This is a genomic window from Candidatus Didemnitutus sp. (genome assembly GCA_019634575.1).
Taxonomy (GTDB): Bacteria; Verrucomicrobiota; Verrucomicrobiia; order Opitutales; family Opitutaceae; genus Didemnitutus.
The window spans coordinates 1630970-1647022 of sequence record JAHCAY010000001.1 but is presented as its reverse complement, the minus strand read 5'-3'; the positions used below and the strand labels follow the sequence as shown (position 1 = coordinate 1647022).

The 16053-nt window shown below is 69.1% G+C and carries 6 protein-coding genes; all 6 read right to left on the bottom strand.

The window, feature by feature from the left end:
• Nucleotides 1-67 precede the first annotated feature (67 nt).
• Nucleotides 68-3286: a glycosyltransferase family 39 protein gene (locus KF715_06905; protein ID MBX3736396.1), complete on the bottom strand. Its 3219-nt coding sequence runs from the start codon at nt 3284-3286 to the stop codon at nt 68-70.
• A 37-nt stretch (nt 3287-3323) separates the two neighbouring features.
• Nucleotides 3324-5345, bottom strand: a complete 2022-nt coding sequence (locus KF715_06900) for a hypothetical protein (protein ID MBX3736395.1) — start codon at nt 5343-5345, stop codon at nt 3324-3326.
• Nucleotides 5346-5402: 57 nt separating this feature from the next.
• Nucleotides 5403-9272 carry a glycosyltransferase gene (locus KF715_06895; protein ID MBX3736394.1) on the bottom strand — a complete coding sequence of 1290 codons (3870 nt, stop codon included), beginning with the start codon at nt 9270-9272 and terminating at the stop codon, nt 5403-5405.
• 78 nt (nt 9273-9350) lie between these two features.
• The gene (locus tag KF715_06890; GenBank protein MBX3736393.1) at nt 9351-11585 is read right to left on the bottom strand and encodes a glycosyltransferase family 4 protein; all 2235 of its coding nucleotides are present in this window, start codon (nt 11583-11585) and stop codon (nt 9351-9353) included.
• 9 nt (nt 11586-11594) lie between these two features.
• Nucleotides 11595-13814, bottom strand: coding sequence for a glycosyltransferase (locus KF715_06885; protein ID MBX3736392.1), 2220 nt, complete (start codon nt 13812-13814; stop codon nt 11595-11597).
• Nucleotides 13811-16048 carry a glycosyltransferase family 4 protein gene (locus KF715_06880; GenBank protein MBX3736391.1) on the bottom strand — a complete coding sequence of 746 codons (2238 nt, stop codon included), beginning with the start codon at nt 16046-16048 and terminating at the stop codon, nt 13811-13813. The genes KF715_06885 and KF715_06880 overlap by 4 nt, the downstream gene beginning before the upstream one ends.
• Nucleotides 16049-16053 lie beyond the last annotated feature (5 nt).

Below are 16053 nucleotides of genomic sequence, written 5' to 3'. Positions count from 1 at the left end.
CGAACGGACTACTAAGGTTGGCCGGGAGGACGGCATCAAGCCTCCAAGCGATGGCCCTCGACCGGCCTCAAGGTTTGACGCGCAGGTCGCTCCAGAAGCTCCACGCGTTGGTGATGCGGCCGGAGGGCGCGGGAACGGTGCGCAGAATGAGGTGGCCGCCCGGCAGCGGCGGGATGGGCAGGCGCAAGGTTTGCGTGCCGCGGTCCGCGGGCTTTGGCGACGGGTCGAGGAAACGGCGGAAAATTTCCCGGCGCGCGCCCTGGGCGTCTTCGGACTCGACGACGAATTGCGCTCCGTCGGAGACCTGTCCCTCGGCATAGGCACCGGGGAGCAAGCCGTAGCCGGCCTCGAGCGTGCCCATCTCGGGGCACCAGGGATAAACGAGTGTCGTGGAGACGTGGGCGAAGATCGAGGGCTTGTCGTCGAGCGTGACGGCTTGGAAACCGAAATCGGACCGGCTGCGCGCAGAGGGAGGGATTTCGAGCGTCTCGCCGTGCAGCGCCAAATCCATCGTGGCGGCGTGCAAATCACCCCAGAACGCCGCGGCGAGGGCGGGATTGGTTTCGGAGCGTGTGGTGAATCGAAGCACGCCGTCGACCGGTTGCGGCAGTGCGACGCGGAACGCCTGCAGGCCACGGTCGTCGGCGCGGTTCACTGGATCGAGCCGGTGTTCGAAGAGTTTCCGGCGTTCGCCGTTGGCGCGTGCGAGCTCGATCTGGAAGTCGACCGGCCCCGTCTTGGCGGAGCCGCGCCAGGCGGCGTCGTGGAGGCCGAACGAGCCGCTCAACTCGCCGAGCCCGGGAGTCGCGCCGAACTCGATCGTCGCCGGCGTCCCGACGGTGACGACGAAGTTTCCATTGAGTTCTGTCGGACGAAGCGGTGCCGGTGCTTCGATGCGCTCCGGGTAGCACGGTGTGGCGCCAGCCATGAGCGCGAGCGGAGATCTGTCCGCACGGACCCAGAGCCAGTAGCTCCAGTCGTAGACGAGGTCGTAGAGCGGGCCGGGCGTAAGGAGGAGGACGATGCGCGCGTGTTCGCCCGACGGCAATGGGGTGTAGGCGACGGTATGTCCGTGGGCGCGCCGCGCCAGCTCGCGATCCAAGTAGTGGCGGTAAACCGGGATGATGCGGCCGTCGCTCTCCTCGACCTGCACGACGACCTCCACGCCGTCAGTGCCGCGCGGCGGTTCCTGGGCGAGGGCGAACTCTTCGATGCCATAGGCGAACGCGAGGGAGTTCATGCCGGGTTGCCACGGATAAACGAGTCGCGCCGGCGCGTGGGCATCCCAGCGGTGGGGTGTTTCCTTTTTCGGCAGGATGGGGCCGCCGGTGATCGTGCTCGAGGCGAGTGCGGGGATCTGGCGATCGCCGAAGTGCAGCGGCGGGCCGCCGATCACCGTGAGCGGGGCGGCGGTGATCAGAGGAATGCGCGCGCTCGCGAGCGTGGCGGTGGCGGTGACGGCGAGCGCCTGCACGCGGTGTTTCCCGGATTCGGCCTCGGGGATGGAAAGGTGGAAGGTGGCGACGGCGGGCTCCTCGTTCGCGCAGCGCATCCGGCGCACCCGCACCTCGTCGCAGTAGAGTTCGATCCACTGCGTGCCGATCGGGGCGCGGACGGTCACGCCGGCGGCTCGGGTCGGGTCGGACGGAGCGCTGGTGATCTGCACCGCGGGCGAGGCAGTTGCTCTCTCGGGAAATGGGGCCGCGGGCGCGGCGTCGAGGCGCTTCAGCAGGCGGTAACCGCGCGGCGTGAGCTCGTCGCTCGCGATCTCGACGTAGTGTTCGGCGATTTCCGGCCAGAGCCAGGATTGCTGGTGCAGCGGATATTTGAGGAAGCCGCGCACTGCGCCGCTGTCGATCACGAGCGCAGGCGGGTGTCGCCGCCAGTCGGCGAGCAGTTGATCCCGGGACCCGGGCACGACGGCGTAGTCGGTGTTTTTCTGCGGATCGAGATTCGTCCAGGGAATCATGCCCGTGACGAAGGTGTTGTAGAGGAACCGGGTCGCGGGCAGCCGTCGGGAAACGGCGTAGATTTCGGGATTGTAGCCCCACACATGAATCCGGTCCTCCGGGCGGCTGTGCTGGCGGATGAGCGCCGTCAGCACCTCGATGGTGGGCTCGGGCAGGTCCATGTGCCGGAAACGCGACTCGACGGGACGCCAAAACATCGCCCCGCCTGCGAGCAACAACAGGACGGCAATGGAGGGCCGCCAGTATCGACCGGCCGCCCACGTCGGTGGGTGACGGATTACTTGTGCGAGCAGCCAGCCACAGGCCAGGCTGAGTCCCGGAATCAGCTGGATGGAGTAATGCGAGAATCCGCGACCGCTCAGGGTGGTGGAGAAAAGCCCCGCGGCGCTCCAGCCGAGGATCATCCACGCCAGAAAATCGAAGTCACCCGAGGCGCGGCCGAGCTGGCGCAATGTCCGCCAGAGCAATCCCACCGCCGCCATGATGGCCAGTGCGACGAGTCCCGGCGAGACGTTCATGGCGAGGTCGAACGGCACGCGGATCGTCGCCCAACGCTCGGCACGCGGCACATCGGGCACGTAGAGTGTGTTGTTGTAGGTCCAGGTGTAGTAGACGTAGTCCGCCCAGGCGCCGTGCGTGGCGAAGTAGCCCATCGCGAGCGCCACGGGAATGGCCGCGCCGACGAGCAGTCCGACGCCCAGTCCAACGGCGAGGCGGCGACGTTGGGGAATCGCGAACGCGGCAATGGCGAGCAGCGTCAGCGCCGCGGCGAAATCGAGCACGGCGGGTTGCTTCGCCAACCACGCCAGGCCGAAGGCCGCACCGGATGCCGCGCCCCAACGTCGCCGGCCCGAACTCCAGCCGCGGGCCAGGCAGCAGTAGGCGAGGCTGGAGAAAAAGATCAGATACCAAGCCGTGTGCGCCGGCATCATGTCGCGCAGCGTGGGCAGCAAATAGCAGAGCAACACGACGAACAGTGCGGCAATGACGCCCGTTTCGCTTTCGTCGAGGCTGCGCGCGATCAGCAGCACGAGGGTGGCGGTCGCCGCGATCAGGAAGATGAGCGCCACGTGTTGCGCGCGCAGGTTCCAGTCGCCACAGGCGGCGAACACGGCGGCTTGGGCGTAGGGGACGAGTGGCGTGCGTTGGTCGACGGCGTCGCGGTAGGGCACGGCACCCTGCCGGATCTGCTCGGCCATGGTGAAGGTGACGGCTTCGTCGACGTTCCAGACCGGCTTGTCCAGGCCGGGTGAGCGCAGCAGCCAGGTTGCCGCCAGCAGCAACAACACGAAGCCGATCCGGGCGAGCAATCTCATCGCGACGGGAGCGCGCGGGCGGGGCCGCGCGGAGGGATCAGTGGAACGCGCATTTGGACCAATACGTCCAATCCTTCGTCTTGGTCGGGCCGGCCACGGTGCGCAGGAGCAGGCGGACGGGCGCGGATGCGGCCGGGAAGGTTACCGTGATTTTCTGAAAGCCGCGATCTTCGGTGCGGTGGACCGGATCGAGCTGCCGGCGGAACAGCTCGCGTTCCTCGCGGCCATCGGTCCAGACGATGACGAATTCGGCGCCATCGGTCTTGGGGGCCTCGCGGTAGGCGTCGGGCATGAAACCGAACTCGACGTCGGCGCGCTGCGCGCCGGCCGGGACGGCGAGGGCCATTTCGCCGTTCGCGTGGACCATGCGGACCGGCGCGCCGTCCACCAGTTCAGTGTTGGCCGAGTTGCCGAAATCGTGACGGACGTAAATGATGTCCTCGTCGTCGATCACCGGATAGCGGCGCCGGTAGAGGGTGAAGTTGGCGTCGAATTCCAGCATGAACGGATCGGGCAGGCCGGCCGCCGCCGCTACCGCCGGCCGGACGTCGAACGTGGCTGCGGCTTCATACATCCGGCTGAGCACGGTGGGGTTCTCCTGGTTGACCCTTTCGGCTTCGGAAGCGCGAATGACCGCCCATTCCGGAGCGAGGCGGGTCAGCAGGACGGACCAGGCGTTCGACTCGCGGCGCGCCGCCACCATGCGTGGGCAGGACAGGCCGGGGTAGTCGTAGGTTCGCAGTTGGGAAAAATAGCCGATGTAGCCCAGCGGCTCCATGAACACGCGGTCGCGGAGCGAGCCGTGTTCGTGCAACCACTCGCCGATGCGGCGCAGGTTGCCGTCGTAGACGAGCCGCTGCTTCGCCTCCATCTGCACGGCCATGCGGGCGCAGAGAAAAAGCTGGAAGCCGAGCGTCCACACCGCGCCGGCGATCGCGATGAACCGCACCCAGCGCCACGCGGGGCGCGCCGGCAACACGGCGCCGGCGAGCCCGGCCCAGGCGATCGCAGCGAACAGGTTGGTCGCCGGGAAATACCACGGGAACGGGAAATACGGAAAATAGCTCAGGTAGGCGTGGGTGCCGTGGAAGGCCAGCGAAGCGGCGCGCACCGGCGCCGGCAGGCGCGGGAAAAGCCACGCGATGAGCGCGAAGAAGCCGAGGGTGCGCGCCGTCATCACAAACACCGCCGCGCGCCAGGCGCCACCGACATAATACGTGGGTAGCAGCGTGCCGTCGACGCTGGTCGAGCCGCTCCAGACATTGAAAGGCAGCAGCACGAAGGTCTGGAGGAATCCCACCGCCGTGCGTCCCGGATTCATGGAGCCCTTGGCGATGATGGTGTGCGGGATGGGCGAGCCGTAATACCACCACGCCCAGAGGAACCACGGCAGGTAGAGCGCGGTGCACAGCGCCGCCGCCAGCACGAACGTGCGGAATTCAGCCCCCCGCGGACGGCCGTCGCGCGCGAACCAGTTGAAGAGGAACCAGCCGCCGCCGAGCAGCGCGATGTAGATGAAACCGTCGGGCCGAGTCCACATGATGCCCGCCCACGCCGCGCCAAGGTGCAGCCAGCGACGGCGACCGACGTCGGTCAGCGCCCAGACTGCGTAGGCGAGGAAGAGCAGCAGCCAGCCCGTCTCCATGCCGTTGGTGGTGAAATCGAGGACCTTGGCCTCGCAGATCATGAAGCCCACGCCGAGCCACGCCGCCCAGCGCGGCGCGCCCATGCGCTCGATGGCGCGGAACAGCAGCACGCTCGCGCCGCCGAGGGCGACGATGCTCGCGATGCGGAACAGCCACAACGCGAGCTCGTCCGCGTCGCCACTCACCCGGCTGGCGAGCGCGGGGAGCAGTGCGCCGAGCGGTGAGGTGAAGCTATGCACGCGCTCGCCGGGTGTGAAGACGAGTCCGTGGCCTTGCGCGAGATTTTTGCTCGCGCGGAACGTGATGTAGTAATCCTCCCAGCGGTGATTGGTATAGAGGACGAACGCCAGTGCGGCGAGAGCCGTGAGGGCAAACACAACCAAGGCACGGCGGACAGGAGCGGCAGCGGTCATGGGGAAAGCAGCGATAGAGGCGCGGCGCGGTCATCGCCGCAAGCCGCAACCCAACTCTCAGTCGTGATCCAGCCACGCCTCACGCGCCAGATCGGCGTGGCGCGGCAGCACTTGCGCGGCGTCGTGGAAGCGGCGCACTTTCGAATGCGCCGCCGGCGCGAGCGACTTGCCGCTGCGCTCCTTGGCGAGGCAGGTGAGCATCATCCGCGCGAGCGCCCCGGCGTTGCCGGGCGGCACGAGATAACCGTCCTGCCGCTGGCCGATCAGCTGCGGGATGCCGTGCACGTCCGTCGAGACGATCGGCGTGCGGAACGCCATCGCTTCCATCACCACGCGCGGGAACGACTCCTCGAAACTCGTGCAGACGAAGAGATCCGACGCCGCGAAGAAATCGAACGCCTCGCGCGTCTCCGGCACGAGCGTGACGTTGGTCAGCCCGAGCGCCGCGATGTCGCGTTCGATCAGTTCGAGGTAGATGCCGGGCCGCGCGCCCACGAGCAGGAAACGCACGGGCGCCGCGCCGCGGTAGTGCCGGTTGAAGTGCGCGACGGCGCGCAGGAAGATGTGCTGCCCCTTCCGCTCGCAGACCGTGCCAATGTTGGCGACGATGACTTCGTCGTCGCGCAGGCCGTGCTTGCGGCGCAGCGCCGCACGGTCGTGCGCGGCGCGGAAGGCCTGCACCTGTGCGAGATCGATCCAGCTGGGCACGATCGCGAAGTGGCCGCGGTCGTCGTCCGCGTAGTAACGGCGCGTCGCCTCGCACAGGAACAGTGTGCGCGTGCTTTGCTGGAGCGCATCGTGCACGAGGCGGTGCATGGCGAGGGGCAACTTCGTCTCGAAGGCGCGGAACACCGACGTGCTCTCGTGGATGTAGAGCAGGCTTGGGCGGTCGGCGCGGCGGGCGAGTGGCACGCCCCAGAAGCAGAGCAGTGTGTTTGCGACGACGAGATCGACGTGATCCCAGTCGACGTGTCCGGAGATTTCGCCGAGGCGTTGGTGGAATGTGTCCTCGTTCGGACTCTGCAACAGTGCGGCTTCGTCGACGACGATCACGGCGGCGCCGAGCTGCGCGTAATTCGCGCGCAGCGGGCCGTCCTGTCCGGCGAGCACGGTGACGCGCCAGCCCTGTGCGCGCACGAGGTGCGTCGCGTATTCGAGCAGGAAGAGCGGCGCGCCCTCGAGGTTGAGATTGTGCGTGAGCAGCAGCACTTCGAGCGGCCGTGCGCGTTCCGGCCGGCCGCCGGCGGTGCGCGCGCCGGCGACGGCGGCGCCGTTCAATTCCCAGTGGCGGCTGAAATACGGATCGCGGTAGCCGGCGTAGCGGTCGAGCCACGCCATGTGCTCTGCCTCGTCGAACGTCACGCCGCGGGTTGCGCTGCCCCAATGCATGAGCTTCGCCTGCGGCGTGTAGATCACGCGGAAGCCGGCGGCGCGGGCGCGCAGGCAGTAGTCGACGTCGTTGTAGGCGACGCCGAAGTCGCGCTCCTCGAAGCCGCCGAGCTGACGATAAAGTTCCGTGCGGGTGAGCAGGCACGCGCCGGTCACGGCGGAGACTTCGCGGGCGACCGCGTGCCAGAGCGTCGGCACGTCGTTTTCGGCGCACCGCGCCCACGGCGTGTCAGCGAGTCCGCCGTGCGGGCCGATGACGATGCCGGTGTGGTTGAGCGTGCGGTCCGGGAAAATGAGTTTGGCGCCGACGACGCCGACGTCCGACTGGCGGAACCACGCCGCCATTTCCTCGAGCCAGCCGGGCTCGAGTGCGTTCACGTCGTTGTTGAGATGGAGGACGAGCGGCGTGTCGACGTGCGGCAGCGCGGCGTTGACGAGGCGCGAGTAGTTGAACGGCGCCTTCGCGTCGGGCGTGCGGGTGACGACGCAGCGCAAATCGGGACGCGTCTGGATGCGCTCGAGGTAGCGCAGCGCGTCGGTGTCGCGCGAGTGGTCGTCGACGATGACGAGTTTCACCCAGCGCCAGTCGACGGTCTCCTCGAGGAGCTCGATGCATTCCTGCAGGAGGTGCAGGCGATCGCGCGTCGGGATGACGATGGTGACCGGCAGCTGCGCGAGCGCGTCGCGGGTCCAGCGCAGTTGATGAACGTTTTCGCGGCGGAAATGCGCGGCCGGTGGCACGAAGGGCGCGGCGGACCAGTGGCGGCGATCCATGGTTTCGACGAGGGCGAGGCGCGCTTCCTCGATGACGAGACCGGAGGCGGGCAGCGGCGCGCGACCGGCGCGTCGATGGAAACCGATCAGCGGCACATGCGCGACTTCGCGGCCGGTCCAGCGATCGCCGAGACGGAGCAGCGCGTCGAACCACGGAATGTTGCCGAAGGCCGCGCGGAAACCGCCGGCGGCGATCAGGCGCTCGCGGCGCGCGACGGACAAGTGGCCGGGGAAAAGACCGGAAACCGCCAACGCGGGACTCCACTCCGGCTTGAAGCACGGATCGCGGCGCGCGCCGGCGTCGTCCATCGAGTCCTCGTCGGTGTAGACCAGCTCCAGCTGCGGGTTCGCGGCGAAACGCTCGGCGATTTCGAGCAGCGCGTCGGGCGAGAGCCGCGCGTCGCCCGGCAGCAGCGTGACGAGCTCCGCGTCGCCGGTGCGCAGCAAGGCGTCGAGGCGAGCGATGGTCTCGGCCGGGTCCGCCGTCAGGTGCGTGCGACAGCGCGTATCGAGGCCGGGCAGCGCCGGCGCGCCGACGAACTGAGCCTCCCAACGCGGATAAATCTGCGCGGCGAGCGACGCGGCGAGCTGCGAGAGTTGCGCGGCGGTGCAATCGCGCGCGTCGACGAGTAGCTGGAAGCGCGGCCCGGTGCCGAGCGCCGCGGCGGATTGGCGCAGGATCGACGCGAGCCGGCCGCTGAGGCGGTTGTTGCGTTGCCAGGCGGCGAACGCGTCGGGCGTGTCTTGGCCCGGCAGAGCGGCCGGCGCCTCGCGACGATAGAGCGCGTGCGTGGCGCGCACGGCGGCCCAGCGCTCCGACCACGAACCGAGGTCGAGCCGGCGGCGCTTCGCCGCGGCGCGCAGGGCGAGCACGCAATTCCACAGCGTTCCCTGGTCGAACGCCGGCAGCGGCCGCTCCCAGAGGTGGCAGGAGCGTGGATAAAAACGCCGCGCGAAGACGAGGTGCCGCGTGCCGTCCTCGAGTTCGGCGAACAGTTTGATCGCCGCCGGTCCGGGCACGTTTTCGTCGATGTCGAGCAGGCCGAAATACTGCGAGCGCGCGGCGTGCGGATGACCGGGGAACAGCTCGGCCGCTTCGGGGCGCAGGAGATTGCCGTAGGAAAATTCATTTTCGACGCCCGGATGCGTGCTGCCGATGAGGCGGCGAATGCGCTGCTCGCGGTGGATGATCCAGCCTTCGACGCGGACCTTGCCGTATTGCACGCCGCCGACGAGTTCCGGTTTCTCGAGCGCGCCGAAGAACGGTGGATTGGGCAGCGTGTCGAGCGGGACGGCTGCGCCGGCTGCGACGAGCGAGTCGGCGAGGGGGGCGAGATCGGCCGCAGGGTTCGCGCGCAGCGCTTGCAGCAGCACGTGCACGTGATCGGGGAGCACGCCGAGTTGGTAGCGGCCGACGGAGCGCGGACCGTCCTTCACGCGGATCGGGCTGCGCCAGAATTCGAACCAATTGTTGTCGGCGTCGAGCAGTTCGAGCCGGACTTCGCGCGCGCCGCGATGCGGCTGGAGGCGCAGCAGAAATCCGACGTGCGGCAGGCGAGATTCGGGACGATAACGCGTTTCGATCTCCGGTCGCGGCAGGCCGAGGATGCCCATGTGCGGCACGCCGTCGATCATCGCGCGGATGTCCGAGAAGCCGGCGCCGATCTTCGAGAGAAACCAGCCGGTCACCCACACGGGTTCGCCGGCAAACACCCAGTCGCGGGGCTGCTCGACATCGAAAATATAGGCGTCGTTCTCGTTCACGCGGAGAGTCGCCCATGTAGGCGGCGCGCGGGCGCGGGAGCAAGTCCCGCCTGCGGGCGGAAGCGGGCGGCCATCGGCTCAGTTCCCGGCGACGGCGCTTTGCGCGACTGCGAGGTGGCCGGGGAACGACGCGTCCTGATGATAGCGGCGCAACACCGCCTCGCGGGCGCGGGTGGCCTTGGTGCGGTCGCCGGCGAAGTGCGCGGCGAGCGCCTGCTTGATCGCCTCGGCGAGTTGGTAGCGGTCGCCCGGCGGCGTGAGCCACGCCTCGTCGGGCCCGAACATCTCCGCGATGCCGTTGACATTGGTGCTGACGATCGGGCGTGCGAACGCCGCCGACTCGAGCAGCACGCGCGGGAACGATTCCTCGAAACTCGTGCACACGAAAATGTCCGCCAGCTGGTAGAAGTCGAAGATCTCGCCCGTCTCCGGCACGAACACGACATTGTCGAGGCCGTGCAGGTCGACCTCGCTGCGGAGGATGTCGAGGTAGGGGCCCGGTCGCGCACCGACCATCACGAACTGGATCGGCCGGTCGGGATAGGTGTGGCACAACTCGTCGCGCAGCAGCTCGGCGGTGCGCACGAAGATGTGCTGGCCCTTGCGCTCGCAGACCGAGCCGATGTTGACGAGCAACACCGCACGCGGATCGAGCCCGTGCTTGCGCCGCAGGTCGGCGGCCGCGTGCGTGCGGGCGAACGCGTCGACGCGCGCCGCGTCGACCCAGCTCGGCAGCAGGCGGAAGTGGTCGCGGACGTTGAGGTAGTCGAACACCAGCCGCGACGAGTCGGCGGTAAACACGACATTCGTGGCGGCGCGAAACGCGTCTTCGACGAGCGGAAAGAGCGGCGGGGGCAACAGCGGCCGGAAGAAGCGGCGCACCGGGGAGCTTTCGTGGACGTAAAGCAGCGCGGGTTTGCCGGCGGCGCGCGCGGCGAGCACCGCCCAGAACGTCACCATCGTGTTGCCGATGAGCAGATCGAATTCATTCCAATCGGGATGAAAGGCGCGCGACAGCGCCGACTGGAACGCGGCGGGGGGTTCGGCCGTGAGCGCCGCGGAAACGTCGACGACGTCGACCGGCATGCCCGCGCGCACAAACACCTCGCGCATCGGCCCGTCCTGCGGCGACACCACGCGCACGCGCGCGCCGGGTTGCGCCGCGAGGTAGCGCGCGAGTTCGAAGATGAACCACGGGGCGCCCTCGAAGTTCAGATTGTGCGTCGCGACGAGCACGCGCAGCGGTCGCGCGGATGTGTCGCGCAGTGCGGGCGCGCCGGGCACGCGGCGATGTCCGACCGGCAATGGAGCCTCGGCGCGGTAAGCCGCCCACGCACTGCGCAACGCTGCGAGTAGTTCGCCGGCCGAGCCGCGCGGCAGGCCGTGCCGGCGTGCCGCGCCGAGCAACGCCCACACGGCGCGCCCGAAGGTGCGGCGGGAGAAGAACGGCAGCGGGCTGTCCGCGCCTGCGATCACGCGCGGCGTGAAGCGCTGCGCGAACGCGAGGTGCTTCTCGCCGTTGTCGAGCTCGGCGAAAACTTTCACCAACGCCGGCGCGCTGAGCGTGGCGGGCAGGTCGACGTGGCCGCGGAACTCGGATTGCCCGATGCGCGGCAGGTCCGGAAAAATCGCCGCGATGTCGGGACGCGGCAGGCCGGCGCGCAGCGTCGATTCCTGGACGGCGTCGGCCAGCGCGGAGATGCGCACGATGCGCGCGGTGCGGTGGGCGAGCCAGCCGTTGACGGAGAGGCGGCCGTAGCGCAGCCAGCCGGTTTCGCGCGGTTCCTCGAGCGCACCTTGGAACGGCGGCACAGGCAGGGAATTCAGCGGGGTGGCGAGCGTGGCGGCGACGATTTCGTCGGCGAGTCCGGCGAGCGGCTGCAGGGGTTGACGCGCGTGGAGCTTGAGCAGCGCGGGCACGGCGTCGGCCAGCGTCGCGGCGAGCGGCCGTGGCGGGGGACAGCCGGGCGCGTCGTCGGCCACGCGGATGGAGGTGCGGAAAAATTCGGTCCAGCCGCCGGAGGTATCGCGGAATTCGAGGCGGAGCAGCGAGGCGCCGCGGTGCGGTTCGAGCAACAGCACAAAGCCCGAGTAGGGTGGCCCGGCGCGGCCGAGCAGTTGCGGATCGAGCGCGGGTTTTGGCAGGCCGTGGATGGCGAGGAAGGCGCGGCCGTCGATCCAGGCGCGGAGGTCGGTGACCGAGCGATCGCGCCCCGCGAACAGCCAGCCGCCGATCCACGTCTGGCCGGCCGGAAATGTCCACTCCGGTGGCTGGATCTCGATCGCGAATTGAAGGCCGGGCGCGGAGGACATGGGGCGGTGTCAGGGGCCGGCGGTTTCGAGGGCGAGGGCGAGGTGTTGCGGCAGCGCCACGCGCTCGTCGAAGCGCGATTCGACCACGCGGCGCGCGCGTTCGACGTGCGAACGGTCGCCGGCGAGGAGGTCCGTCAGTGCGGCGCGCAGGGCGGCGGCGAGTTGCCGCGCATCGCCCGGCGGCGTGAGCCAGGCTTCTTCGGCGGTGACGAGTTCGGGTATGCCGTTCACATCGGTAGTGACAATCGGCGTGCGAAAAGCCGCCGCTTCGAGCAGCACGCGCGGTGAAGATTCCTCGAAACTGGTGCACACGAGCACGTCGGCGAGGCGGAGCCAGTCGAAGTTCTCGCGGGTTTCCGGCACAAAGCGGACGCAGTCGAGTCCGGCGTCCGCCACCTGCTGTTGCAGCGCCTGCTGGTAGGCGTCGCCGCGTGCGCCGACCATGACGAACTCGAGCGGTCGATCCGATTGCTGCCGCCGCCATTCCTCGCCGAGCAGTTCGGCGCCGCGCACGAAAACGTGCTGGCCCTTGCGGGCGCAAACGGTGCCGAGGTTGAGCACGACCAGGGCGCGAGGATCGACGCCGTGCTTGGCACGGAGAAGCGCCGGGGTGTGCTGCGCGGCAAATGCGTCGATCGCCTCCAAGTTCAACCACGTCGGCAGCACGCGGAAGCGGTTTTGCGGGTCGAGCTGCGCGAAGATGTGGCGCGAGGCGTCGGCGGTGAACGTCACGTGCGTGGCGAGTTGGAACGCGCGCTCCGCGGCGAGGCGCAGCGGGCGGGAGCTGAAAAAGCGCCGGAGTGGCGCGCTCTCATGCACGTAAAGCAGGCTCGGTTTGCCCGCGGCCGCCGCCAGATGCACGCCCCAGAATGCCACCACGGTGTTCGCTACCACGAGATCGATCGCGCTCCAATCGAGCGACACGACCGCGCGGAGAGCGGCATCGAATTCCTCGGGCTGGGTCGCGCGGAGTGCCGGTTCGAGATCGACCACCTGCACCGTCATGCCGGCGGCTGCGAACAGCGCGCGCATCGGTCCTTCGCTCGGCGAGAGCACGTGGACGACCACGTCGGTCTCGCGGCGATGATAGGTCAGCAGTTCGAAGAGCAGGCGCGGCGCGCCCTCGAAGTTCAGATTGTGCGTCACCGCGAGGAGGCGCAGCGGCGTGGCGCGCCGCGCCGGGATCTGCGGGGTGATGCTAGGATAAGAGCGGCGCGGCACCGGCGCTTGTTCGCGGAAGCGTTCCCAAGCGCGGCGCACGGCGGAGAATTCCCGGACGGGAGAGCCGGGGTCGGCCTGGAGCCGGGCCGCGGCCGAGCGCAGCGACCACCCGGCGCGGATGAAAACGCCGAGCGAAAGCGGCGGCAGGGGAAACTCGGGACCGGTCGCCACATGCGGGAGGAACCGCTGCGCGAACACGAGGTGCTTCTCGCCGCTCTCGAGTTCGGCGAAGATTTTCAGTAGCGCGGCAACCCCGGGCTCGGGGACGACGTCGACCTGGCCGACGAACTGCACACGTTCGCCCTCGGTCAGGTTGGCGAAGACCGAGCCGACATCGTCGCGGGCGAGACCGTGGATCAGGGGCGAGGCGTTGCGGCCATCCACGATCGCCGTGAGGCGCCGGATTTTCTCGGAGCGGTGGGCGAGCCAGCCAGTGACGACGAGTCGGTGATCGGTGATGCGCCCGATGGCGCGCGGCTCTTCCAGTGCGCCGTGAAAGGGCGGATTGGGCAATGTGTCGAGCGGTGTGGCGAGCGCGTTGGCGGCAATCTCGTCGGCGAGCGCGGACCACGCTTGGCGCGGGAAACGAGTGTGCTGGCGAATGAGGGCGAGCAGCAGTTCGGAAAGGCGATCGGCAAGCGGCGGCAGAGCCGGAGCGGCGGGCGTTTCCGCCGCAACCGTGATGGCGGTGCGGAAAATTTCGCGCCACGCGCCGGCTGGATTGCGGAGTTCGATCCGCAGCTGCGTCGCGCCGCGATGCGGAGTGACCTGCGCGACGAAGCCGGTGAAGGGCGGGCCGGCGCGGCCGAGGAAACGCTCGTCCATGCCCGGCTTTGGCAAACCCGGCAGGCCGAGAAAGGGACGATGGTCGATCCAGACCCGAAGGTCCGTCGGGTAGTGATCGTTGGTTACCGCGATCCAGCCGGCCAGCCACGACGGACCGGCCGGGAAGTGCCAAGCAGGCGGGTGCACCTCGATGTCGAACTGCCAGCCGGCGGCTTCGTTCATGACGCGGCAGGTTGTCCGGATGCAACCGCTCTGGCGAGCGCGAGGTGGCGCGGCAGGACGCGGGTGGCGGCGAACTCGGCTTCGACGCGGGTGCGCGCGGCGCGGGCCTGACGCTGCATCGTCTCGGGGGAACTCAGCAGGGCGGCGAGCGCGTCGGCCCACGCGGGTGTGTGGCCGGGTGGCACGAGCGTCGCTTCGACGCTGTGGCGGGCGATTTCACTGATGCCCGGAATATCGGAGGCGAGCAGAGGGGTGCCGCACGCCATCGCCTCGAACACGACGCGCGGTGAGGATTCCTCGTGGCTGGAGCAGACGGTGAGATCGGCGGCGAAATAGTATCCGAGGAAGTCCGGGGTCTCCGGGTGGACGACGAGATTGGGCAGCGCGAGCCCGGCGAGGATGTCGCGGAGAAAATGGTCGTAGGGTGCGTCGCGTCCGCCGAGCAGGACGAAACGCGTGCGCGCCGCGAGCGCGGGGTGGCGCTGGTTGAAGAGCGCGACGGAGCGGGCGAAGGCGAGCTGGCCTTTGCGGTCGCAGACGGTGCCGACGTTCGTCACCAGTAATTCGCCGGGACTGGCGCCGAGTTGCGTGCGAAGCGCGGCGCGATCCTGCGCGGCGCGCCATGCATCGATCGCGGCGATGTCGACCCAGCCGGAGGTCAGCGACGCGCGGACGGGATGGCCGGGCCACGCGTGGTAGCGGCGCGTGGCGTCGCTAGTGAAGCTGACGACGTCGGCGGCGGTGAGGGCGGACTCGACGAGCGTGAGCACCGCGGGTGACAGACCGCCGCCGTAGAACGCGGCGGGACTGGTGCTCTCGTGCACGTAGTAGAGCACGGGGCGACCGGCGGCCTTGGCGGCGTGCACGGCCCAGAAAGTCGTGAAGGTGTTGCCGATGACGATATCCGGCGCGGCGAAGTCGCACTGCGTCGCGAGTGCGGCGAGGGCGCTTTGCGCGGCGACTTCATCAGCGGCGGAGAAAAGCGGCGCGGCGTCGATCACCTGCACGGCGGCGCCGAGGGCGGCGAAGCGCGCGCGGAGCGGGCCTTCGGCGGCGCTGACGACGGAGAGTTGCAGGCCTTCACTCGCGAGGTAGCGGGCGAGATCAAGCAGGAAGAGCGGCGCGCCTTCGAGATTCAGGTTGTGCGTGGCGAGCAACACGCAACGCAGCGCGTGCGGGACGCTCGGCGGCGGATGCGCGACGGCTTCGGCGGCGGCGGTCTCGGCGAGATAGCTTGCGCGGAGGCGGGCAAGGTCGGCGTCGAGTTGCGGCGTGAATTCGACGGCGTGTCCGCGGACGCGCAGCGCGCTGCGCCACGCGAGCAGCGCTTCGTTGAAGGCGGCGGCGCTCGCGGCGGCGTAGGGATATTTTTCGAGCTCGGCGTCGTGGCGGCGCGTGGTGCGCACCTGCACGAGGTGCAGCGAGCCGTCGGGCATCTCGGCGTAGAGGCGCAGCACGACGGGATTCGACAGCTGCGCGGGCACGTCGACGTAGCCTTCGTAGCCGCACGCGGCGGCGATCGGGTAATCCGGAAAATGCGGAACGAGATTCGCGGTGGCGCGACCGAGTTTGAGCGGTTGCAGCGCCTGGAGGTCCGCCGTGCACCAGAGGCGCGCGATCTTTTCCGAGCGGTGGAAGAGGTAGCCGACAACCGGCAGCAGGCCGAAGCGGCAGCGGTTCACCGCGGCCGGTTCATCCGCGTGGCCGACGAAGGGTTCGGGCGGGAAGAGTTGATCCTGCACGACGGGCAAATCGGCGGCGAGGCGCGCGGCGAGTTGGACCCACGTGGCGTCGGGTTGCGTGCGGCGGGTGCGGAGGATGAAATCGAGGCCGCGGGTGAAATCGTGCCACTTGAGCGGACGCGGGCTGGCGGGCGTGGTTTGATCGATACGCTCGCCGGCGACTTGGTAGCTGACGGTTTGGAATGCGGTCCAGTGTCCCTCGATCTCGAGCGCTTCGAGGACGATCTCGATGGGGCCGGGACGCAGTTCGACGGTCACCCAAAACTCCGCGAGCGCGTAGCGTTGGCCGGTTTTGAAATGAGCCGCGAGGTCGGCGCGCGGGCGGCCGTGCACGGCGGGAAAGGCGCGGCCAGCGATGCGCGCGCGGACGTCGACGAAGTGGCGTCCGGCTTTCGGCCAGACCCAGCCGCGGAGGATCTGCCAGCCGGGCGCGAGCGTCGCGCCGGGAGCGGGCGCCTCGATCTGCGAGTGACTGAAAGCGGTTTCGGCCATCCGGG